This window comes from Streptomyces sp. NPDC059850 (assembly GCF_042731515.1).
In the GTDB taxonomy this organism is placed as follows: Bacteria; Actinomycetota; Actinomycetes; order Streptomycetales; family Streptomycetaceae; genus Streptomyces.
This window is the reverse complement of the sequence record NZ_JBHWJI010000030.1, coordinates 85,855-107,936: the sequence shown is the minus strand read 5'-3', so window position 1 is coordinate 107,936 and position 22,082 is coordinate 85,855. Positions and strand designations below refer to the sequence as shown.

Sequence of the window (22,082 nt, the reverse complement as noted above, 5' to 3'; positions counted from 1 at the left end):
GCCCTGGTTCCGTACGTCCCGGCTGGCCGTCAGGGCATCGGGAGCGCGCTCTCCCGACGGGCCGGGGTGGCCGCCTGGGCCAGCGCGAAGGCGAGTTCCGGCCTGCCGGAGATCTCCAGCTTGCGATAGGCACTGGTCAGATGGATCTCGACGGTGCGCCGCGTGACGAAGAGGGCCTCCGAGATCTCGCGGTTGGTCCGGCCCTGGGCGGCCAGCTCCGCCACCCGGCGCTCGCTGGGGGTGAGCCGCCGCGCATCCGATGGCCTGGCCGCCCGAAGGCTGCCTCCGACCAGCGGCAGCGTGACGCGGACACGGTCGGCCAGGCAGCTCGCGGAGCACTCCTCCGCCACCACCAGCGCCCGTTCCAGGGAGGACCGTGCCGCGTCCCGCCGCGCGAGGCGCTGGCAGGCGGCACCGAACTCGTTCAGCGTGTAGGCGAGTTCCACCCGCGCCGGTGAGTGCTCCAGCATGTCGACGGCCTGGGAGAGGAATTCGAGTCCCCGCTGGCCGCCGGTGACCGTGCCCAGCGTGCGGAGGCTGACGCCGATCGCCTTGTGGGTGCCCCATCTGCGCGACAGGTCCAGATCGCGGTTGGCCATGTCGATCGCCGAGGCCCGGTCACCGGCGGCGGCGTACGCCAGGGCGGCGTAGGAGCGCCACCGGGCGGCCGCCGGAGTGATCACAGGGCCCGCCTCCTGGTACCGGCCGCACTCCAGCAGAGCCGCCAGCGCGGCTCCCGGATCACCTTGCTCCAGCCGCAGCCGCCCGTGGGCCAGAAGATAGGCGGACTTGGCCCAGGCATCGCAGACGAGGCTGTCGGTCGGGTGCGTCTGCAGCATGTCCTGCGCCATATCGGTGGCACCCAGGTCCAGCAGCAGGTTGGCCACGGCCGCGAACGACGGTACGGCGGGACGCTCCGGGGTTTCCCGCCCGACCACGTCGAGCAGGGCACGGGCGTGGCCGAGCCCCTCCTCCACCCGACCGGAGTGCCAGGCAACCGTGGTCAGCCCGAAGGTCGCCACGGCGGACAGCCTCGCGGAGCCGCGCCGTGCGGCGTGGTCGGCCATCCGCTGGAGCCAGCCGGCCGCCATCTCCGGATGGTCGGCGGCGACGAGGGAGAGGAGGAGGGGCGGGAAGAACCGCACCATGGCCCCGTCCAGCTCCATCCCACCCCGCAGGGCGCGCCCCGCCAGGGCGCGGGCGTGCTCGGCGGTGCCGTGACCGGCCTGAGCATGCAGGGCGCACACGGCCAGCCAGGCCCGCTCGCCGGGAGTGTCGCCGCGCAGGGAACGATGCGAACGCGCCTCCACCAGCTCCGTGCCGATCGACGCGGCGGGGCCGTCCTGCCACGCGGTCATGACCAGGTGCGCTTCCAGCCGCAACCGCCACTCGTCGTCCTCGGGCGACTCGCCCAGCTCGGCCAGTACCTGCCGCAGCGCGGTTATGGCCTCCTGGGTGCGCCGGGTGGTGCACAACGCCACCGCCAGCCCGCTGACCGCGGCGGCCCGCCCGTGGGTGTCCTGACGCAGCAGCAGTTCCTGCTGGAAGTGGTACGCCGCGGCGGTGGGATTGTCCAGCATCTCGATCGTCGCGAGTTCCGACCGAAGGGACACCTCCGCCTGCGGGGCCGGGGACTCCGTCAGCGCCTGCCGCAGATAGCGGGCCGAAGTGGCCGGGGCGCCGCGCGCCGCGGCCCTCCGCGCCGCGTCCTGCAGCACCGCGATGCGCCACTCGTCTCCGTTGGGCTGGGTGAGCATCAGATGGTGGGCGACTCTCTCACTGCTTTCGCCGTGGTCGCGCAGCAGCCGGGCGGCGCGCAAGTGCTCCTCGGCCAGCTGCGCCGGAGTCATGGCGCGGAAGAGGGCGGGCCGTACCAGCGGCTGGGTGAACCGCGGCAGCTCCTCCTCGGCCAGGACGCCCATGCAGCGCATCTCCCGTACCGTCTCCTGCGCGCGGAAGGGGTCGAGACCGGCCAGGGCGGCCACGACGGGAAGCCGTGTGCCGTCACCGAGTACCGCCAGCGCACGGCTCATCGCCACGACCGCTGGGGACTGCCGGGCCAGGCGCATGGCGATGGTCCTCTCCAGCACGCGCTCGTTGAGTTCGGCCACGCGGTCGGCCTGCGCCGCGTACGGTTGCACACCGTTCCTCACCAGGACCCGCAGCAACTCGTTGAGCAGCAGGGGATTGCCTTCGCACACCTCGTGGCACGCGGCGCAGAACTGCTCGTCGGCGCGTCCGCCCATCCGGTCCTGGACCAGTCGGCGCACGCTGCCGGGGCTGAGCGAGGAGAGTTCCAGGGTGATGGCGCCCGGCTGGAGGGCCAGTTCGTCCAGCATCGGCGCCGATTCGTGCCCGCCACCGCACCGGCGGGTCGTCACCAGCATCACCGGGAGGCCGTCGATGCGGCTCGCCAGGCAGCGAAACCAGCTGAGCGACATCTGGTCGGCCCAGGTGGCGTCATCCAGGACGAGAGCCAACGGGCCCATCTCGCAGGCGCTGACGATCACCTCGTAAAGATCATCGCCGATCTCGCATGACACCTCGGCGTCGTCCCCGGACGCCCGGCACTCCTCACCGGACCGGGCCAGCAGGGCCTGGGTCGCCGGGCTCTCCTGCAGAACACGCCGGTCCGCATCGGAGAGCGCGGCAAGAAGGGAGTCGAACAACTGCCGTGCCACGGTCCATGGCCGATGTTCCCGCGACTCGATGCCATGCGCACGCGCCACCAGCAGGCCACGGTCGCGCGCACCGGCGATCCAGGCGTTCAACAGTGAGGTCTTGCCGATGCCTCCCGCACCCTCGATGCATACCAGCGAACTGACACGGTCGGGTAACCGCTTGGTGAGCCGCCCTAACACGGCTAGTTCTTCCCGCCGGTCGAGGAGTTCGTACTGAAGAGTGGTAGTGGGGGGCGAATACCGTGCCGGGCGAGACGTCTCGGGTGAATTCGTGTCCGTGGGGTGAGTGCTCAAGGGGAGGTCCCTTCCGGAAAGTCTAGTAAGTCCACTAGTGCTTTGACGTACGACTACGCAGAATTCGCAACGCTGTAACATCGGCGTGAAACCTGCTGTTTTTGACACCCCCGCAATTTTTCATCGCCGCATTCGCTGAATGAGGGTGAGTCGGTATCAGTCAATTGCACCTCTCCTGATTCCTCCAAGGTAATGAGGGGTCTATGGGGAATCAAGAAGGCCCATGACGGGCGGACTTGCGCCGCACCGAGGGGCTGGACTTCTCCTGAGCACCGCTGACGAGGCGAGACGGTCGTCAGCGTTCCAGGAGTACCCGGGCGTCCCAGGGCTTCAGCCTCAGCTCATCCCCGGCCTGGTGATCCGTACCGTCGAGCACGTCCCGGACCCTGGCGGGGAGCCGGACCGCCACCTCGTCCCAGGACCAGTTGTGCAGGAAGCGCACCCTGCGGCCGTCGGGAGCGGTGGCACCCGTACTGGTGACGCTCTCCTGGGCGAACCTCCAGCCGCCCTCGCGCTCCGGGACGGCCCAGCGGAACAGCGAGGTGGCCAGGACGGGGTCCGGTACGGTGCCCACGTACGTCACCCGCCCGTCGCCGTGGGAATGCGTGGTGACGGCGGGCCAGCGGCCGAAGTGCGGGTGGTCGTATCCGGCCAGGACCTGTGCGCCGTCGGTCTGGAGGCAGTCCACCCAGCGGGTGGCCGCCGCCCCGCTCGGCAGGGCGAGGGGGGCTCCGGGGGCGGGGCGCACCGGCACGTCCTGGGAGAGGTTGCTGAACTCGTCGTACCAGGCGCCCGCCGCCTCCGCGAGGCGCGCGGGCATGACGTCGGTGCGGGCCCGGGCACACGGGTCGCCGTAGCCGGTGCGCGGGCCGAGCACGAGGTGGCCGCCCGCGGCGGCGTAGGCGGCGAGCCAGTCGAGCGTCGCGTCGTCCGCGGTGTAGAGGCCCGGCACGACGAGGACCGGGTGCCGCTCGGCGGCAACGCGCGCGGTGGTGCCGGTGAGGCGGTCGGCGTGCAGGAGGCGGACCTGGAGCCCGGCGTCGAACGCCCCCCGGTAGAAGGGCTCGAAGACCCCCTGGTACGAGCGCCGGTCCGGGCCGCCGTCCGGCTCGGCCAGCGGCGGCTGGAACGCCAGTGCCCACTTGCTGGCGGACGAGTAGACCATCGCCACATCCGCGTCCGGTGTCAGCCCGGCGACCAGGTCGCCCGCGCTCTCCAGCTCCTGGCCGATGCGGGCGATCTCCCGGTAGACGCGCCCGGGACGGCCGTTGTGCGGCAGGACACCGCCCCAGTAGGTCTCCGTACCGAAGTGCAGGGTGTGCCAGTGCCAGTACTCGATCATGCGTGCCCCGCGCGAGATCAGCGCCCAGGCGGCCTGCCGCCACTGGCCGTCGTACGCGGGCCGGTTGTTCCAGGAGTGTCCGATGGCCTGGGCGTCGGTCTCGGTGACCAGGAACGGCTCCTGGCGCGAGGAGAACATCCGGTCAGCGCTCTGGTACAGCGCCCATGTCCCGTTGGTCGTCCACGTCTGGCCGCCGGTGCCCGGGTCGGGCAGGCCGAGGCCGTCCTGCATGGTGTAGTACGGGTTGCCCGCGGTGACGTCGAGCCGGCTTGTCAGGGCCTGGTCGTCCAGGGCGGGCCGGTCGTAGGCGACGCATGTGGTGACGAAGTGTTCCGGGCGGGCGTACTCGCGCACGATGTCCGCCTGCCAGCCGATGAACCGCGTGGTCTCCTCGGCCTGGAAACGCCGCCAGGCCAGGTCGTACTGCGGCTGCGCGTTGCCGTCCGGGGTCCACAGGTCGGCCCAGGTGGAGAGCCGGTGCGACCAGTAGACCAGGCCCCATTCCCGGTTCAGGGTCTCCACGTCGCCGTAGGTCACGCGCAGGTGGTCCACGAAGCGCTGGAACACGCCGTGGTTGTGGAACAGTTCGTTGCCCGGTTCGTTGTCGACCTGGAAGCCCAGCAGCGAGGGATGGTCGGCGTAGCGGGCCAGGATCGCCCGGATGACGCGTTCGGCGTGGAATCGGAAGGCGGGGTGGGTGAAGTCCACTTCCTGGCGGGCGCCCCAGGGGATGCGCTCGCCGGTGCGCCGCTCGCCCGCGATCTCGGGGTACAGCCGGGCGAGCCACGGCGGTACGGCGTACGTCGGCGTACCGAGGACGACACCGATGCCGCGCTCATGAGCCCCGTCCAGCACCGGCCGCAGCCAGCCGAGGTCGAACCGGCCGTTCTCGGGTTCCCAGGTGGACCACACCGACTCGCCGACCCGGATGACGGAGAAGCCCGCCCGCTCCATGAGGTCCAGGTCGGTCTTGAGCCGGTCGCAGGGCTGGTACTCGTGGTAGTAGGCGGCGCCGAACAGCACACGCGGGGGAAGCTGGGGCAAGGGTCCTCCTCTATCGACGGTTACGGGAAAGAGCCGGGACGGCGGACGTGGCCGAGGGGCGGGATCAGCCCTTGACCGCGCCCGCCGACAGTCCTTCGAGCAGTTGCCTGCGCAGCAGCAGGAAGACCAGGACGGTGGGCACGGTGGCGAGCACCGATCCGGCCAGGACAAGGTCGTACTGACGGTTCTCCGCCTGGAAGAGCGTCTGGAGCCCCAGGGGGAGGGTGAACTGATGGATGTCGGAGACCAGGACCAGTGGCCACAAGAAGCTGTTGTAGCTCTGCAGGAACGTCCAAACCGCCAGTGCGCCCAGCGACGGGCGCAGCAGTGGCAGCACGACCTGGCAGAAGATACGGAACTCCCCGCAGCCGTCGATGCGGCTCGCTTCCAGCAACTCGTCCGGGACGCTCTGGATGATGTACTGCTGCATCATGAAGATCCCGAACGCGGGCGCCACCCACGGCACGATCAGGGCGAACCAGGGATTGCCCAGCCCGGTCTTGACGAGGATCACGAAGAGCGGCACGAGGATGACGGCGAACGGAATCGACAGCGAGCTGAACATCACCGCGAACAGGAATTTCCGTCCGGTGAAGCGGTACTTGGCGAACCCGAACCCGGCCAGCGCGCAGACGAAGACCGATACGGCGGTCGCCACGATCGCCACCACGGTGCTGATCAGGAACCAGCTCAGATACGGCTGGCTGTCCAGCAGATGCCGGTAGTTGGCGAGGGTCGCCGGGCTGGGCAGCAGCCGGGGCGGGTAGGCGAAGATGTCGCCACGCGGCTTGAACGACCCGCTCAGCGCCCACAGCAGCGGCCCGGTGAAGGCCAGCAGCAAGGCGGTCAGCGCGGCGTAGAGCAGTGCGCGTGGAGCGGCCCGGGGCCCGCGGGCGCGTGCCGGGGACGAGATCCTCATGACGACCTCCCGATGCCGAGCAGCCGGTTGAAGACCTGGCTGATGGTGAAGACGAGGACGAACAGCACGACCCCGGCCGCCGCCGCGTAGCCGAACTGCTGGCGTTCGAAGGCCGCCCGGTAGATGAACATCGCCACCGAGAGCGTCGCGTCGCCCGGTCCGCCCCGGGTGAGGAGGAACGGCTCGTCGAAGATCTGTGCCGCGCTGATGAACGAGGTCACCGCGACGAACCCGGTCACCGGCTTCAGCGCCGGCAGGGTGACGGTGGTGAACGTGCGGAACCGTCCCGCTCCGTCCAGCTCCGCGGCCTCGTACAGCTCACGCGGGACGTTCTGCAGCCCGGCGAGGAAGAAGACCGTCAGGTAGCCCGCCCAGCGCCAGAGCATGATGAGGCTGATGCTCGCCTTGGCCAGGGTCGGATCGGCCAGCCAGTCGAATCCGCCGAGCCCGAACACCGCCCGGAGCACCGAGTTGGCCAGGCCGAACTGCCGGTCGAACACAAGGCTGAAGATGAGGGCGACCACGATGGGCGAAACCACCATGGGAATGAAGAAGGACACCCGGAACAGATCCCGTGCCCCAAGGCCCCGGGCGTTCAGCCCCTGGGCCATCATCAGCGCGACGGGGACGATGACGACCACGCTCACCAGGACGTAGACGCCGGTGTTCTGCAGCGCGCGGTGGAAACTGACGTCGGTGAGCAGATGCGCGTAATTGCGCAGTCCCACCCAGCGCGGGGGGCCGAGCCCGACCCATTCGCACAGGCTCAGATACATCGACACGAGGATCGGCACGACCATGAACAGGACGTACAGCACGTAGAACGGCGCGATGAACAGGTACGGAGCACGGGCGGGACCGCGCGGTGGCCGCGACGCGCGGCCGCCGGACGCGACCGCCGGGGGAAGGGACTCGCGGAGCCGTTCCGCGGGGATACTGGTCATCTGCGGCTCCTATCGGCTCGCCTGGGCACGGAAGTCGGAGGCGGCGCGCCGCAGCGCCTCGCGCGGGGACAGGTCGCCCCGGTACGCGCGGATCAGATAGCCGCTGAGAACGTCCGTGAGGATGGACTGGTCCGGGCTCTGGTAGTAGGCGGGCACATGGTCCGCCAGCGGGGCGTACACCTCGAACAGGCGCTGTCCGCCGCAGAACGTGTCCTCCAGGGCGAGCAGTTCGGGGCTGCGGAAGACCGAGCGGCGGGTCGGCAGGTAGCCCAGTTCGCGGTAGCGGCGGATCTGGGCGTCTTCGGTGAGCCAGGTGGTACGCAGGAAGTCGGCGCTCGCGGTGGTGTTCGCCTTGCCCGTGATCGCGGTGAAGCCCGTGCCCCCGGCGACCGAGGTGCGGCCGCCTCCGGCCGAGAACCTCGGGAGCGCGCGGATACGCCACCGGCCCGCCTGCTCGGGGACGTTCGGCCGCAGCCCGAAGGTCTTGTACCAGCTCGCCATCCACAGTCCCGCGACGCTGCCGCGCTTGAGGGCGGTCTGCATGCTGGGGCCGTAGAAGTCGGCGACGTCCACGAGGAAACCGCTGCGCAGCCCGTCACAGATGAACCGAAGCGTCTCCTCCGCCTCGGGCGAGTCCAGGGTGCTGCGCCGATGTGCGTCGAACAGTGCGCCCCCTCTCTGGTAGAGGAGGATGGCGAAGAGCTGCACCACTTGGTTCAGATCGCTGCCGGTGGCCACCGCGCCCAGGGAGACCCGGTGCTTGCGGTACAGCTTCTCACCGGCCCGGGCCAGTTCCTCCCACGTACCGATGTCCACCGGTATGCCGTATTCGGACAGGAGGTCGTCGCGGTAGTAGTAGACCGTGACGGGTGTGTCCGAGTCGAGCGCGTAGAGCCTGCCGTCGACCGTGTACGGGGCCCGCCGCGCGGCGATCAGGTCGTCGCCGAGGGGTGCGACGTCCTTCGTCCAGTCGCGCAGCAGCCGGGCCGAGAGGCCGCCGCGCAGCATGCGCGCGTAGTTGCCGATCTCGAAGCCCATCACATCAGGGGTGCCGCGTCCCGCCACGGCCTGGGCCAGGAGTTTGGTCACCAGGTCCTGGGCTCCGGCGCGGGTGACACGCAACCGGTAGGAGAACCGGGTGGCGTGTTCGGCCCGGGGCGCGGCCCCGGTGAAGTAGTCCTGGTATCCCTGGTCGTGGGTCCATAGTGACAACGTCACGGGACCGGAGGTACGCACGCTCGGCGCGCGGCCGCCTCCGCAGGCCGAGGCCGTTCCGGTCGCGGCGAGGGCGCCGGCTCCGGCGGCCCAGCGCAGCACGGACCGGCGCGGGGCCGTGCCGTGCCCGGCGCTCGGAGGAGGCGGCGGGGGTGGTGGTGCGCGGTGCGGTCCTGAGGTCGCTGTGGGCGCGGGGAATCGGGGGAGGCTCTTCATGTGCGGCTCCTCGTCAAGAGGTGCGATGTGCCGAGTGATGTGGGCATGACATATCCGTGCGTGGTGCCGCGCGTGGTGCCGGGCGCGGTGCGATACGGAGGGGAGGGCTGCCGGTCCTACGGGCGTGGGGGCCGCGCGCTGGACTGGCGGACCACCAGCCGGGCGGGCGGATCGGCCCGGGTGGGTGCGGGGGTGTCCGGCGTCTCCAGCTGATGGGCCAGCAAGTCGAGTCCGTGAGCCGCCACGGTGTCGAAGTCCTGGCTCACGGTGGTGAGCGGCGGCGAGAGGTAGGCCGCGGACGGAATGTCGTCGTACCCGACGACACTGACCTGGTCCGGTACCGCGCGGCCTGCCTCGGACAGGCCGCGCATGACACCGATGGCCATGTCGTCGTTGGCCGCGAACACGGCCGTGACCCCCGGAGTACGGGCCAGCCGGAGCCCCGCCTCATAGCCGGACGAGGGCGACCAGTCGCCCTCGATCCACTCCGGTTCCGGCGCCCCCGCCTCCCGCAGCGCCTTTCGCCAGCCCTCCATGCGGTCCCGTGCCGCCCACCACCTGTGAGGTCCGGCCACATGCCACACGGTGGCATGCCCCAGGGAGAGGAGATGCCGCGTGGCCGCCATGCCGCCGCCCACTCCGTCCGCGCCGGTGACCAGGGCCCGGGTGCCCGGGGCCAGGGCCGGCATCCGGCCGAAGCTGAGGATCGGGACCCCCGGGTCGAGGGGAGCGGCCTCGCCCTCGTCGATCGGCTCGGACAGCACGATGCCGTCCACACCCTGGTTCAGCAGGGACTCGACGGCACCTTCGATACCGGCGGGTTCGCCATTGAGCGTGGTCACGACGCTGAACGAGTAACCCGCGGCGCTCGCCGCCCGCTCCAGCGCGAACAGCAGCGACGAGGGGCCGTAGAGCGCGGTTCCCAACGACACCACGCCGATGCGGCGGAAGCGCCCTCGCAACAGCGCCCGGGCAGCGGTGTTGGGTCGGAACCCCAGCTCGCGGGCGGCCCGCAGCACCCGGTCGCGGGCCTGGTCGCTCACATAGGGCTCCCCGTTGACGACCCGGGACACCGTCTTCTGCGACACCTGGGCCAGCCGGGCGACCTCTCGCATCGAAGGGGGGCGATGCCCCTGCCCGGCCCCGGAAGAGGCGTTCTGGGATTCGGTGGTGGGCACGGACGCTCCCTTCGAGCACGATCCCGGACGGTGCCGGATCAGGTGTTGACTACGTAGTCACACCGACCGACACGACGGCCCGTCTGCTCTGACTACGTAGTCAGGCGACTATGCGTCCGTCCTCCGGGCACGTCAACCCTTCGCGCGAACCGTCCTTCTCGGCTTGGTGGTCAGGCCGCCGCGTAAGCGTCCAGGTTCAGCCCTGGCCGCTGTCCGCTCCCGGAGCCTTGCGCGTGACGTCGCCGGGGGCGGCCCGGATGACGCGCGGGGTGCTCGGGGTGTCGGCCGAAGCGTCGTCGTCCTTCATGGCCTTGGCCTCGCTCTTGAAGATGCGGGCCGCCTTGCCCGCGGAGCGGGTGAGGTCGGGGAGCTTCCTGGCGCCGATCAGGACGATGGCGACGATGAGGAGGAGAGCGAGTTCGCTGAGGCCGAACATGGGTGGGTGGTCTCCTCCGGTTGATGGCGGCCCGTGGCGATGGGCCGCGAACGACGACGTCAATCTACAGCACTGTAGAAATGCGGGCCAGGGCGTCATTGAGCCGCGTGCGACTCGGCGGACGTCGGTGCCGAGGGGGCGAGCAGGTAGGAATGGAGCTGCCCGAGGAGTTCGGCGATGTTCTCCTGGTCGGCGCGGTAGCGGACCAGCTTGCCGGCACGTATCGACTGGAGCAGCCCTCCGCGCCGGAGGACGGCGAGGTGTTCGGAGGTGGTCGACGGGCCGAGTCCGGCACGTTCGGAGGCCTCGCCGACCGTCAGCTCCTCGCCGTCGGCGAAGTGCGAGAAGAGCTTCTGGCGCGTCCCGCTGGCCAGCGCCTTGAGGAACACCTGAAGCTCGTCTCCGGGCAGGGCGGCGGTCCCGGGGTGTGTCTCCCGCTCCACGCCGCCCTGATCGTCGGCCGCGAGCGGTTCCAGGTCGAATTCGGCCGGAGGGATGTCCAGGGCGAAGCAGGCCTCGCGGACGACGGCCCGTTCGTTGTCGTCGAAGTGGCCGTCGGCGCCGCCGATGACGATGCCGATCTGGACGACGGCCCGTGCCTCCGCGGGCTTCTTCTTCGCTTTGGCGATCTCCTGCACCGCACTGACCTTGCCGAGGTCGAAGTCCACGGTCAGCTTGTCGAGGTTCGCCTCGAAGCGGCGGTGCAGGTCGTGCGAAGGGAAGGTCTGGAGCACATCGTTGGTGGCGATGAGCTGGGCGACGCGTTCCCGCTCCGAGGGGTCGATCCTGCCGTCCGCCGCCGCCACCAGGGCGCACATCGCCATGCTGGCGTCCCGGAAGGCTCCGCTCTTCAAGTCGCTCTTCTTCGCCGTGAGCTGAGCCTGCATCGATTGGACCGAGTCCTTGAGGCGATCCCACAGCGCCATGTGCGTCTCCTTGTCGGTGCTCCCCGTCGCGCGACGCGGAAAGAGAAAACTACAGGTTTGTAGAGAGGTACCGCGAAGGCGGCTGCGCTTCCGCGGGAATTTGGTCCATACCAATCCCTTGACGGGGCCCTGCCTCACTTCTTAAATCACGTAGTGAACTGAGCGTCTGTCAGGTTTTTGGAAGGGAGAGCCATGGGCTTCTCGCGCCTTTCCCGGCGGCTGTCGCTGTCCTTCGTCTCGGTCCTCGCCTTCGCGTCGCTGTCCACAGGACTGGCGCAGGGCGCTCCCGCTTCCGCGGCGAATTCCGCCGCGCCACCAGCGGCGGCCGCCGCCGTCACGTTCTCCGACGAGTTCGACGGGCCCGCGGGGTCTGCCGTCGACGGCGGCAAGTGGCAGATCGAGACGGGGGACAACGTCAACAACCATGAGCGGCAGTACTACACGGCGGGCAACCGCAACGCCGCCCTCGACGGACAGGGCCATCTGGCCATCACCGCCCGCCGGGAGAACCCGGACAACTACCAGTGCTGGTACGGAAGGTGCGAGTACACCTCCGCCCGGCTGAACACGTCGGGCAAATTCACCACCACGTACGGCCGGGTCGAAGCCCGGATGAAGGTTCCGCGCGGGCAGGGCATGTGGCCGGCGTTCTGGATGCTCGGCAACGACATCGGACAGGTCGGCTGGCCCAACTCGGGTGAGATCGACGTCGTGGAGAACGTGGGCTTCGAGCCGTCCACGGTCCACGGCACCCTCCACGGCCCCGGGTACTCGGGATCCGGGGGCATCGGCGCCGGGTACACCCTGCCCGGCGGCCAGGCGTTCGCCGACGCCTTCCACACCTTCGCCGTCGACTGGAGCCCGAACGCGATCACCTGGTCCGTCGACGGAACCGTCTACCAGCGGCGCACCCCCGCCGACCTCGGCGGACGGCAGTGGGTGTTCAACAAGCCCTTCTTCCTGATCCTCAACCTCGCGGTCGGCGGCTACTGGCCCGGAGACCCCGACGGCAGCACGGCCTTCCCTCAGCAGCTCCTCGTCGACTATGTCCGGGTGAGCACCGACAGCGGTCAATCGGGCGGCGGTGCCATCACCGGCGTCGGCGGGAAGTGCGTGGACGTGGCGGGCGCCAACAACGCCAACGGCACACCCGTGCAGCTCTACGACTGCAACGGGTCGGCCGCACAGCAGTGGACCGTCGGCGGCGACGGCACGATCCGCGCGCTGGGCAAGTGCCTGGACGTGGCATCGGGCGGCACGGCCGACGGCACCCCGGTCCAGCTCTACGACTGCAATGGCAGCGCGGCCCAGCAGTGGGCCGTCCCCGCGGCCCGCGACATCGTGAACCCGCAGGCCGACAAGTGCCTGGACGCCAGTGGCGGCGGTTCGGCCAACGGCACCCGCCTCCAGATATGGACCTGCACCGGCGCCGCCAACCAGAAGTGGACGGTAGACCGGTAATCGGCCCCGCTCGAACGCTCAGTAGCCGACCCGGAACGTCGCGTCCTGCCGCTCGGTCGCCGTGGAGATGGGATCGACGCGCAGGGCGTAGTCGGAGTGGCGGATGTAGCGGGTGGGGTTGTTGTACGAGCGGAAGGAAGCCCAGGTCGAGTCGGCCAGGCCCGCCGTGCGGTAGAAGGTGGCGTCCGCGGCGAACGCCGATGTCCCGTCGTTGACGTCGAGTCGGAGCTGGTAGTCGTAGTGGCGCAGGTGGCGGGTGGGGTTGTTGACCGACTGGAAGGAGACCCCCGAGCTGTCGGCGAGGCCCGGCACCAGCTTCCACATCGCGTCGGTGTACAGGTCGAAGGGGTACGTGTCGATGCGGCCGGCGTAGCCGAAGTGGCGGACGTAACGGTCCGGATAGTTGTACGACTTCAGCCGGTTCCAGGCCGGGGCGCCCCACTTGGCGATCAGGTTGTTGTACTCGGCCATGGTGATCGTCGTGATGCCGCAGTGCTTGGAGTTGACGGGCTGGGTGTAGGTCTTCTGGTCCAGCGCGGTCCAGGTGCCGGAGGCGAGGTCGGTGCTCCGCCAGGCGTAGAAGACCCCGTTGGGGGTGTAGGTGTCGCCCCACAGGTACCAGGTGTTCGAGGTCAGGGACTTGTAGACGGTCGGGGCCTCGGTGCCGCCGTGCGCGACACCGGTGCTGAACTCCCTGAAGCTCCCCGGGTTCAGGGAGGTGGAGCGGGCCGCCACCAGCGTCTGGTTCTTCTTGAAGAACAGGTAGTGGTAGCCGTTGACGCCGACGGCCATGTTTCCGTCGATCACGTCATAGCCGGGGTCGAAGAAGACCTGCGGGGCGGAGGCGGTGACGAAGTCGCTGGTGTAGTTGACCATGATCACGTTGTGGCCGCTGGAGTTGACCGAGGAGTAGATGACCGCGTACTGCCCTCTGCCCGCGTCCCAGAACGCCTCGGGGGCCCAGCTGTGGGTGGTCATGTCGTGCAGCTTCAGCCGCCGGTAGCCGGTGAAGGTGCGCAGGTCCGTGGAGTCCCAGACATGGATGTACTGGCTGTTGTAACTCCAGTCGGTCCCCTTGAGGTCGGTGGCGAGGACGGCGAACGTGCCGTCCTGTTTGCGCACGAGGAACGGGTCGCGCAGACCGAGGGCGCCCGCGGTGGGGGTGACCAGGGGGTTGTTCTGGTTCAGCGGCGTCCAGTTGAGCGAGTCCGTGCTCACGGCGAGGTGGAGGCCGTAGTCGGTGCCCGCGCCGAGGCTGGTCGACTCGGTGAAGTAGCACATCGCATAGGCCGAGTCGGCGGCGTGGGCGGTTCCGGCGCCGAGGGTCAGCGCGCCGGATACCGCCAGGGGAGTGGCGGCGGCCATGCCGAGGAAGCGGCGGCGGGACGGCTCGGCGGGGCCGGAGCGGAGCACTGCACTCATCTTGGTCTCCCCGGGATATGCGGCCAGGCACCGGATGGCAGGTCGATATTTCGAACAGAGTTCGGTGAATCGATCAGAAAGTAGACCGTGACGGCTGGTGCGTCAATCGTTCGGGCACGGGCCTGAGTTGACCGGCGAGACGCCCCCTAGGGGATTCCCTAGGTCCCGGTGCGCAACCGTTCGGCGACTCCGGCTGTCCTGGTGGGTGTACATGAGGTAAACGCTCACCAACGAGCTGGAGGATCTGTGCGGCCCCGTTCCCTTTCCGCCGTCGCGCGCTGCGCGACGGTGGTCGCGCTTGTGACCACCCCCGTCTTACTCGCCGCCCCGTCGGCGGGTGCCGCCGAGGCCCGCACCACCGCGGCGGCCTCCGCGCCCCGGGCCGACTTCAACAAGGACGGATACGCCGACCTCGCCATCTCCGCGCAGAGCGGCACCGTGGACGGCAAGGCCAAGGCCGGTTATGTCGCCGTCGTCTACGGCTCGGCCTCCGGTACGGACACCGGACACCGGCAGATCGTCAGCCGGGCCACCGAGGGCGTCCCCGGTGACCCCACCGCCTCGGCGTACTTCGGCCAGGAGACGGTCGCCCGCGACCTGGACGGCGACGGCTACACCGACCTGGCGGTCCAGGCGGGCAACCAGCCCGCCACCACGGTCCTGTGGGGCTCGGCCAACGGCCTCGGTGGCGGCACCCAGCTGCCCGCGGGCGACGGCGACAACTTCGGCCTCAGCACCATCGCCGGTGGCGACTTCAACGGTGACGGCCACGCCGATCTGGTCGACCAGGTCATCGTCAACAAGGGCTCGGACTTCGACGAGACGACCGGGCTGCGCGTCAGCTTCGGCCCGTTCACCCGTGAGGGTGCCGCGGCGGGGAGCGCCACCGTCGACACCGGCGAGATCGACCGGCCGACCAGCCTGACCGCGGGCGACATCACGGGCGACGGCAAGGACGAACTCGTCAGCACCCACGCCTTCGAGGAGATGTCCCAAGACACCCTCGTCTGGAAGGGTGGCACGGACGGCCTCGGGAAGACGCCCACCGGGCTCACCGACGCCGCCGCCACCACCGTCGGCGACGTCGACAAGGACGGCTACGGTGACCTGATCATGCGCACGGTCCCCGGCAATGTCGTCGAGGACCTGCCGTACGACCACGGCACCCTCAAGGTGTTCTACGGCACCGCGTCCGGGCCGAGCACCACCCGCACCGCGACCATCGACCAGAACACCGCGGGCGTGCCGGGCGTCAACGAGGAGGGCGACCAGTTCGGCAACGCGCTGAGCGCCGACGACGTCAACGGCGACGGCTACGCGGACGTCGCGGTCGGCATCCCGTACGAGGACCTGGAGGCGGGCCAGAAGGACGCGGGCAGCGTCGTCCAGCTGTTCGGCGGCAAGGGCGGGCTGTCCGGTACCGGCGCGCAGGCGTTCACCCAGGACACCGCCGGGGTTCCGGGCGCCGCCGAGGCGGGCGACTACTTCGGCGCGGCGCTCCAGCACGCCGACACCAACGGCGACGGCAAGGCCGACCTGTCCGTGGGCGCCCCTGGTGAGGATGGCGCTCAGACCTCCAGCGGTGCCGCCTGGGTGCTGCGCGGCGCGTCGGCCGGCCTCACGACCGACGGCATCGTCTCCTTCGGTCCCGACGGGCTCGGCGCCCCGGAAGCGGGTGCGGGCCTGGGCAGCGGTTTCCCTCGGTAACCCGATTGTCCTGATGCGTCGCGAAGGCCGAACGATCCGCTGAGCGCCACTAGTTGACGATTCTTCATGTCTACTGGACGGTAGTCTCCATGGCGACGCATGCGACGCGAGGCATCGCGACTTCAGGCATACGGAACGGCCGGTCCCGAGCGGGCCGAACAGGGCTGCTCGGGGCGGCCGTTCTGCTGGTGGCCGCGATCGTGGCCCCGGGCACCCCGGCGGCCGCGGCCGAGCCGCCCTGGTTCGACGGGCGGGCCGCGGACGAGGTGACCACGGACGGAACCCGGTTCGCCGACGGCCACGGCCGCGAGGTCGTGCTCCGCGGCTTCAACGTCTCCGGCGAGACCAAGCTGGAGGAGAACAACGGCCTCCCCTTCGCCAGCGTCGCCGACGCCCGGAAGTCCGCCGCCGCGATGCGCAACCTGACCGGGGCGAACTCGGTGCGCTTCCTGCTCTCCTGGGCCCACGCCGAACCCCAGCCCGGCCAGGTGGACACCGGCTACCTGGAGCAGGTCACCGCCCAGATGAAGGCCTTCCTCGACGCCGGAATCCGGGTCTACCCCGACTTCCACCAAGACCTCTACTCCCGCCACATCTTCGACAAGGACAGCTGGTACAGCGGCGACGGCGCCCCGAAGTGGGTCGTCGACGCGGGCGGCTACGGCAAGGAGTCCTGCGGCATCTGCGCCCACTGGGGCCAGAACATCACCCAGAACCAGGCCGTCATGAAGGCCACCCGCGACTTCTGGCACAACCGCGCCCTGACCACCAGCGCAGGCACCGTGCGCGTGCAGGACGCCTTCCTCGCCACCGCCGAGAAGACCATGTCCTACCTCGCCCAGCACCTCCCCGCCGACGCGTTCGCCCGCGTCACCGGCTTCGACCCGCTCAACGAGCCCTACGCGGGTGTCTACGACGACGGCCAGAACAGCCGCGCCTGGGAGAAGAACGTGCTGTGGCCGTTCTACGAGAAGTTCCGCGCGCGCATGGACGCCGCGGGCTGGCGGGACAAGCCCGCCTTCGTGGAGCCCAACATGTTCTGGAACTCCAACCTGTCCTTCCAGCGCCACGAGGGCGGGCTGCTGGATGCGGGCAAGCCGGGCTCCCGCTATGTCTTCAACACCCACTACTACGACCAGAAGGCCATCTCCGGCGTCTTCATGCCCGGCAAGGCCGCAGACGGCCAGTACTCGACCGACTTCGGCGCCGTCCGCGACCGCGCCACCGCGCTGAACACCCCCGCCGTCATGAGCGAGTTCGGCCACCCGCTCACCGGCTTCACCTCCGACAAGGCGCCCACCGTCCTCAAGGGCATGTACCAGGCGCTCGACTCCCGCCTGCCCGGCGCCAGTTGGTGGACCAAGCCCGCCACCTCCGGCTCCGTCCTCTCCTCCAACCAGTGGCAGTGGGACATCTACAACGGCCGCCACCGCGAGGCGATGAACGGCAACACCTCGAAGATCCTCACCGAAGGCGACGCCTGGAACGACGAAGACCTCTCCGCCGTACGCCTCGACGACTCCGGCAACGCCCAGCTGCGCCAGGACGCCCGGCTGCTCGACCGCCTCTACCCGAGCGCGGTGGCGGGCCGCACGCTCGCGTTCACCTTCGAGGACCGCTCACGCGACGGCAACACCACTCTCAGCTGGGACCGCGTCCCCAGCTCCCTCCCGAACGTCGCCAAGCTCACCGGATCCGGCCGCTACGGCCTGCTGGTGTGGCGCTCCGACGGCCGCACCGACGCCCCCACCGAACTGCACCTGCCCCGCGACTTCGACCCCGCCACCACCACCGTCGTCTCCGACCTGGGCACGGTCACCGGCCCGCCCGCGTACACCGCGCAGGGGCACACCGCCGACCACCCCATCGCCACCGCGCCCGAGCCCGGTGGTCCGGACGCCCGCCGCCTGGTGCTCTCCGCACCCAAAGACACCGGCACCCTGCACTACGCCCTGGTCGCCGACGGCACCGCCGCCCCCTCCGCGGAGCTGCGCGCCGCCGCCCAGCGCGAACTGACCGGATGGGCGGCGAACGCGGGCTTCTGAACCGCGGGCTTCTGATCCCATCAGCCCAGGAAGAACCTCACCAGCGGTGGTGCACCTGCGCACGGATCCGCCGGTCGTACAGCTCGCCGATGGCGTCCAGGGTGGACTGCGGCAGCGGCGGCAGCGCCGCCGCCGCCGCGTTCGCCCGCGCCTGCTCGGGGCCACGTGCGCCGGGGATGACCGAGGTCACCCCCGGCTGCTGGACGATCCACCGCAGCGCCGTCTGCGCGGGAGTCGCGCCCTCCGGTGCCAGCTTCCCGAATTCCACCGCCGCCTCGACACCCTCCTCGAAGTCCACCCCCGAGAAGGTCTCACCCTGGTCGAACATCTCACCGTGCCGGTTGTACGTACGGTGGTCGTCGTCGGCGAACAGCGTGTCCTTGGTGTACCTGCCCGACAGCAGACCGGACGCCAGCGGCACCCGCGCGATGATCCCCACCCCGGCCTCCGCCGCCGCCGGAACCACCCGCTCCAGCGGCTTCAGCCGGAACGGGTTGAGGATGATCTGCACACTCGCCGTCCCCGGCCGCGCGATCGCGGTCAGCGCCTCCTCACAGGTCTCCACGCTGACCCCGTACGCCGCCACCCGGCCCTCGTCCACCAGCGTGTCCAGCGCGTCGAACACCGCGTCCGTGGCGTGCACCGAGGACGGCGGGCAGTGCAGCTGCACCAGGTCGAGCGTGTCCACACCCAGGTTGGCGCGCGAACGGTCGGTCCACGCGCGGAAGTTGTCCAGCGTGTAGTTCTCCGCGACCTGCGGCACCCGCCGCCCCATCTTGGTGGCCACGAAGATCCCGGCGTCCGGCCGGTCCCGCAGAAAGCGCCCGATGAGCTGCTCGCTGCGCCCGTCCCCGTACACATCGGCGGTGTCGAAGAACGTCACCCCCGACTCGACGGCCGCCTCCAGCACGGCCAGGGCGTCCGCCTCGCTGACGTCGCCCCAGCCCGCGCCCAGCTGCCAGGTCCCCAGCCCGACGACGGAGACCTCGCGCCCGGTCCGGCCGCACACCCGCTGCTCCATGGTCACGCTCTCCTCCTGCGATGTCCCGCGATCTCCTGTGATGCGGCTCACGGTACCCCCACCTGCGGTACAGCTCGCCGGGGACCGCCCTCTTACCAGCGGCCCCGGGTGCCCGGTAGCGTGGCGGGCATGCTGTGACGCCCGCCCCGCGCCCGGGGTCCACCGGCCACTCCTTCGCCTCCGCTCCATCAGCCGACGAAGGAGAGACCAGCCATGACCACCCTGACCGTCGCCCTGCTCCAGCTCGCGCCTCCCGGCCGCGACGTACGGGCGAACCTCGCCACCGGTGATTCCGCCTGCCGCCGGGCCAAGGCCATCGGCGCGGACATCGCGCTCTTCCCCGAGATGTGGAGCAACGGCTACCGCCCGGCCGTCGCCGACGATGCCGACGAGACCACCGGCGACCTCTACCGCCACCCCCGGCTGTGGGACGGCACGCCGCCCCCGCCGCCCGCGCCCGAGGCCGTCTGGGGCGATGCGGCGATCACCCGCGACGGGCCCTTCGTCGGCCACTTCCGCGCGCTGGCGGCCGAACTCGACATGGCGATCGCCCTCACCTACCTGGAGAGCTGGGACGGGGCGCCGCGCAACACCGTGTCCCTCATCGACCGCCACGGCCACCTCGCCCTCACCTACGCCAAGGTGCACACCTGCGCCTTCGACTGGCCCGAGGCCGCCCTCACCCCGGGAGACGGTTTCGAGGTGTGCGCCCTGGACACGGCGGCGGGCGAGGTCATGACGGGCGCGATGATCTGCTACGACCGGGAGTTCCCGGAGAGCGCCCGGGCCCTGATGCTCGCCGGGGCGGAACTCGTCCTCACCCCGAACGCCTGCGATCTGGAGATCAACCGGCTCGGCCAGTTCCGGTCCCGCGCGTACGAGAACATGACCGCCCTGGCCATGGCCAACTACGCGGGCCCCGGCTGGGGACACTCCATCGCCTTCGACGGCATCGCCTTCGCCGACGGAAGCTCCCGGGACATGCTCGTGATCGAGGCGGGCGAGGCCGAGGGCGTCTACCCGGCGGTCTTCGACCTCGACGCGCTCCGTGACTACCGGCGCCGCGAAACCTGGGGCAACGCGTTCCGGCGCCCCGCCACGTACCGCGCGCTGACGGATCGTGAGGTGCGCGAGCCGTTCGTCAGGGTGGATCGCAGCGGCGCCAGGCAACCCGGCGCGCAGGCTCCGTAAGGCTTGTCAAGTACCTACAAAAGCAGGGTGTGAGCTGGGGCGATTGCTGGCGGGGTACCGGACAAGTATGGTGTGCCGCATGTCAGCACTCAACGTGGAATTCAGCGATCGGGAACTTGAGGACCTCCGCCAGATCGCCAAGGAACGCGGTACGACGATGAAGGCCCTCGTTCGCGAGGCCACCGTCGCCGACATCGCCCGCCACCGCGCCCTGCAGGAAGGTGCCGAGGTCTTCCGGCGCTTCTTCGCGGACAACGCGGACGCCTTCGCGGACGCGTTCCCGGACGACGAGCACCGCCACCCCGGGCAGGCCGCGTGACGATGCCGCCGCTGCACATCGACATCCCGTGGCTGCTCCAGCGCCATGAGGAGGTCCTGCCCGAACAGCCGGCCATCTCCGACTTCTCGGGGCTGGTCGCCGCCGTGGCCCGCCACCGCGTCGACCCGCCACGCCTGGGCGTCGATCCCGACCCGGCGTGGCGGGCTGCGGCATTGCTGCACACGCTCGCCACGCTCAGGCCGCTCCCGGCGAGCAACGCGCGCTTCGCCAGCGCGACCGCCGTGGCCTATATGCACGCGTCCGGCGAGGGCATCGACCCCCCGTACGGCGCGCTGATCGACCTGGTCCGGGACATCCTGTCCAGCAAGGCGGACGTCTTCGACGCGGCCGGGCGCATCCGCTCCTGGCGCATCTGACGACGGAGTCCGGGCCCGACGCCCGCCCGGGCTCAGCGGAAGATGCCGGTGTGCCCGAGGGAGTAGCGGCCCGGCTGCGGATAGACGGCGAGCCCGTGCGGGCCGCCGCCCACCGGGACCCGGGCGCGGAGCCGCCCGGTGCGGGTGTCGATCGCGTACACCTCGCCGTTGTAGCGGCCCGAGAGCCACAGCACCTTACCGTCGGCGGACACCCCGCCCATGTCGGGGCTGGTGCCGCCGGGCAGCCGCCAGCGGTCGGTCAGCTTGCCGGACTTGAAGGACAGCAGGGAGACGGTGCCCTCGCCGCGGTTGGAGATGTAGAGGGTGCGGGAGTCCCGGCTGACGTAGAGGCCGTGGGCGCCCTTGCCGGTGGGCAGCAGCCGGGGGCGGCGGAAGGTGTCCCCGTTCAGGACCCACACCCCGTTCGCCACCATGTCGGCGACGTACCAGGTCTTCCCGTTCGGTGAGATCTTGACGTCCTGCGGCATCGCCCCCGCGAGCGGCAGCCGCTGCTGACCCACCACCTTCATCCGGGCCGTGTCCACCTTCAGCAGCTCGCCCGAGAACTCGCACGAGACGATGAAGTAGCGCCCGTCGGGGGAGAAGTCCGCGTGGTTGACGCCGAAACACGTCACCGGCACCGACTTCACGACCCGCATGGTGTGCGCGTCCCGGAACACCAGCGCCCGGTCCTTGGAGGCCATGACCACGGCGTGCTTGCCGTTCGGGGTGAAGTAGAGGTTGTACGGGTCGTGGACGTCCACCGGGCGGCCCACTTTGCCGTTCGCGGGGTTGATCGGGGTGAGGGTGTTGCCGAGGTCGTTGTTGACCCACAGCGTCTTCAGATCCCACGACGGCACCACGTGCTGCGGCTGGTGGCCGACCTGGATGGTGCGGACCACCTTGTACGTCTTCGGGTCGATCACGCTGACCGTGTCCGACAGCGTGTTGGGCACGTACACCCGCGACGGGAACTTCTTCACCGTCCGCGACAGCTTGCCCGGCCGGTCCGCCGCGTACAGATCGTGCGGGTCGAGCGGCGCGGGCATGCCCGGCAGCAGCCGGGCCCGAGCCGCTTTCGCCGCCTTCTCGGCCGCGGACTGCGCCCGCGCCGAGTCGTGCGCCGCCGCCGACTTCCCCGGGTGGGAGGACTGCTCCGGGGCGGAGGCGCAGGCGGGCACCGCCGCACCGCACAGCAGCAGCGCCGCGACCGCGCGCAGCACGGTACGCCGCGCCGTACGGCCCGGCGTGGTGAGGAACGGGCTGGCCACGGACGTCCTCCAGCGGTGAGGGGAGCGCGGCCGTGCGCGGACTGCGGCGGGGCCGTGGCCCAAGATTGTCACC

The 22,082-nt window shown here is 70.3% G+C and carries 17 protein-coding genes and 1 pseudogene; 6 read left to right on the top strand and 12 right to left on the bottom strand.

Going from position 1 to position 22,082, the window contains the following annotated elements:
• Positions 1-29 precede the first annotated feature (29 nt).
• The 9 genes and pseudogenes from ACFV9T_RS24565 to ACFV9T_RS24525 form a co-directional block, all read right to left on the bottom strand.
• Entirely contained in the window at positions 30-3,056 is a 3,027-nt protein-coding gene (locus tag ACFV9T_RS24565) for an ATP-binding protein (RefSeq protein WP_385443924.1), read from the bottom strand.
• A gap of 214 nt (positions 3,057-3,270) precedes the next feature.
• On the bottom strand, positions 3,271-5,361 hold the full coding sequence (locus ACFV9T_RS24560; protein WP_385443909.1) for a beta-galactosidase: 2,091 nt from the start codon (positions 5,359-5,361) through the stop codon (positions 3,271-3,273).
• A 64-nt stretch (positions 5,362-5,425) separates the two neighbouring features.
• Complete coding sequence (locus ACFV9T_RS24555) at positions 5,426-6,280, bottom strand: carbohydrate ABC transporter permease (RefSeq protein ID WP_385443908.1); 855 nt, start codon at positions 6,278-6,280, stop codon at positions 5,426-5,428.
• Complete coding sequence (locus tag ACFV9T_RS24550; RefSeq protein WP_385443907.1) at positions 6,277-7,224, bottom strand: carbohydrate ABC transporter permease; 948 nt, start codon at positions 7,222-7,224, stop codon at positions 6,277-6,279. Before ACFV9T_RS24550 ends, ACFV9T_RS24555 begins: the two co-directional genes overlap by 4 nt.
• Positions 7,225-7,233: 9 nt before the next feature.
• On the bottom strand, positions 7,234-8,442 hold the full coding sequence (locus tag ACFV9T_RS24545) for an ABC transporter substrate-binding protein (RefSeq protein ID WP_385443905.1): 1,209 nt from the start codon (positions 8,440-8,442) through the stop codon (positions 7,234-7,236).
• A 329-nt stretch (positions 8,443-8,771) separates the two neighbouring features.
• Positions 8,772-9,770, bottom strand: a complete 999-nt coding sequence (locus ACFV9T_RS24540; protein ID WP_385443922.1) for a LacI family DNA-binding transcriptional regulator — start codon at positions 9,768-9,770, stop codon at positions 8,772-8,774.
• 259 nt (positions 9,771-10,029) lie between these two features.
• Positions 10,030-10,269 carry a twin-arginine translocase TatA/TatE family subunit gene (locus ACFV9T_RS24535; RefSeq protein WP_385443903.1) on the bottom strand — a complete coding sequence of 80 codons (240 nt, stop codon included), beginning with the start codon at positions 10,267-10,269 and terminating at the stop codon, positions 10,030-10,032.
• A gap of 95 nt (positions 10,270-10,364) precedes the next feature.
• The gene (locus ACFV9T_RS24530; protein ID WP_385443921.1) at positions 10,365-10,658 is read right to left on the bottom strand and encodes an ArsR/SmtB family transcription factor; all 294 of its coding nucleotides are present in this window, start codon (positions 10,656-10,658) and stop codon (positions 10,365-10,367) included.
• A gap of 84 nt (positions 10,659-10,742) precedes the next feature.
• Positions 10,743-11,195: pseudogene (locus tag ACFV9T_RS24525) on the bottom strand (tellurite resistance TerB family protein); the annotation flags it as partial.
• Between the two features lie 192 nt (positions 11,196-11,387).
• On the opposite strand from ACFV9T_RS24525, the gene ACFV9T_RS24520 reads away from it, so the two are divergent.
• Positions 11,388-12,656 carry a ricin-type beta-trefoil lectin domain protein gene (locus ACFV9T_RS24520; RefSeq protein WP_385443901.1) on the top strand — a complete coding sequence of 423 codons (1,269 nt, stop codon included), beginning with the start codon at positions 11,388-11,390 and terminating at the stop codon, positions 12,654-12,656.
• Between the two features lie 18 nt (positions 12,657-12,674).
• Here the strand turns inward: ACFV9T_RS24520 and ACFV9T_RS24515 are convergent, their stop codons facing one another.
• Positions 12,675-14,078: a glycoside hydrolase family 43 protein gene (locus tag ACFV9T_RS24515; RefSeq protein ID WP_385443899.1), complete on the bottom strand. Its 1,404-nt coding sequence runs from the start codon at positions 14,076-14,078 to the stop codon at positions 12,675-12,677.
• Positions 14,079-14,324: 246 nt separating this feature from the next.
• Between ACFV9T_RS24515 and ACFV9T_RS24510 the strand changes: the two genes are divergently transcribed.
• Together ACFV9T_RS24510 and ACFV9T_RS24505 are read left to right on the top strand one after the other, a co-directional pair.
• Positions 14,325-15,785, top strand: coding sequence for an FG-GAP-like repeat-containing protein (locus ACFV9T_RS24510; protein WP_385443897.1), 1,461 nt, complete (start codon positions 14,325-14,327; stop codon positions 15,783-15,785).
• A gap of 89 nt (positions 15,786-15,874) precedes the next feature.
• Entirely contained in the window at positions 15,875-17,830 is a 1,956-nt protein-coding gene (locus tag ACFV9T_RS24505; RefSeq protein ID WP_385443895.1) for a cellulase family glycosylhydrolase, read from the top strand.
• Between the two features lie 37 nt (positions 17,831-17,867).
• Here the strand turns inward: ACFV9T_RS24505 and ACFV9T_RS24500 are convergent, their stop codons facing one another.
• Positions 17,868-18,851 (bottom strand): aldo/keto reductase, encoded by a 984-nt coding sequence (locus ACFV9T_RS24500; RefSeq protein ID WP_385443919.1) that lies wholly within the window; start codon positions 18,849-18,851, stop codon positions 17,868-17,870.
• A gap of 213 nt (positions 18,852-19,064) precedes the next feature.
• Between ACFV9T_RS24500 and ACFV9T_RS24495 the strand changes: the two genes are divergently transcribed.
• The 3 genes from ACFV9T_RS24495 (at position 19,065) to ACFV9T_RS24485 (ending at position 20,738) form a co-directional block, all read left to right on the top strand.
• The gene (locus tag ACFV9T_RS24495; protein ID WP_385443893.1) at positions 19,065-20,042 is read left to right on the top strand and encodes a carbon-nitrogen hydrolase family protein; all 978 of its coding nucleotides are present in this window, start codon (positions 19,065-19,067) and stop codon (positions 20,040-20,042) included.
• 79 nt (positions 20,043-20,121) lie between these two features.
• Positions 20,122-20,361: a hypothetical protein gene (locus ACFV9T_RS24490; protein WP_014057435.1), complete on the top strand. Its 240-nt coding sequence runs from the start codon at positions 20,122-20,124 to the stop codon at positions 20,359-20,361.
• Positions 20,362-20,363: 2 nt separating this feature from the next.
• Positions 20,364-20,738 carry a toxin Doc gene (locus ACFV9T_RS24485; protein WP_385443918.1) on the top strand — a complete coding sequence of 125 codons (375 nt, stop codon included), beginning with the start codon at positions 20,364-20,366 and terminating at the stop codon, positions 20,736-20,738.
• A gap of 32 nt (positions 20,739-20,770) precedes the next feature.
• Here the strand turns inward: ACFV9T_RS24485 and ACFV9T_RS24480 are convergent, their stop codons facing one another.
• The gene (locus ACFV9T_RS24480; protein ID WP_385443890.1) at positions 20,771-22,009 is read right to left on the bottom strand and encodes a YncE family protein; all 1,239 of its coding nucleotides are present in this window, start codon (positions 22,007-22,009) and stop codon (positions 20,771-20,773) included.
• Positions 22,010-22,082: the final 73 nt, after the last annotated feature.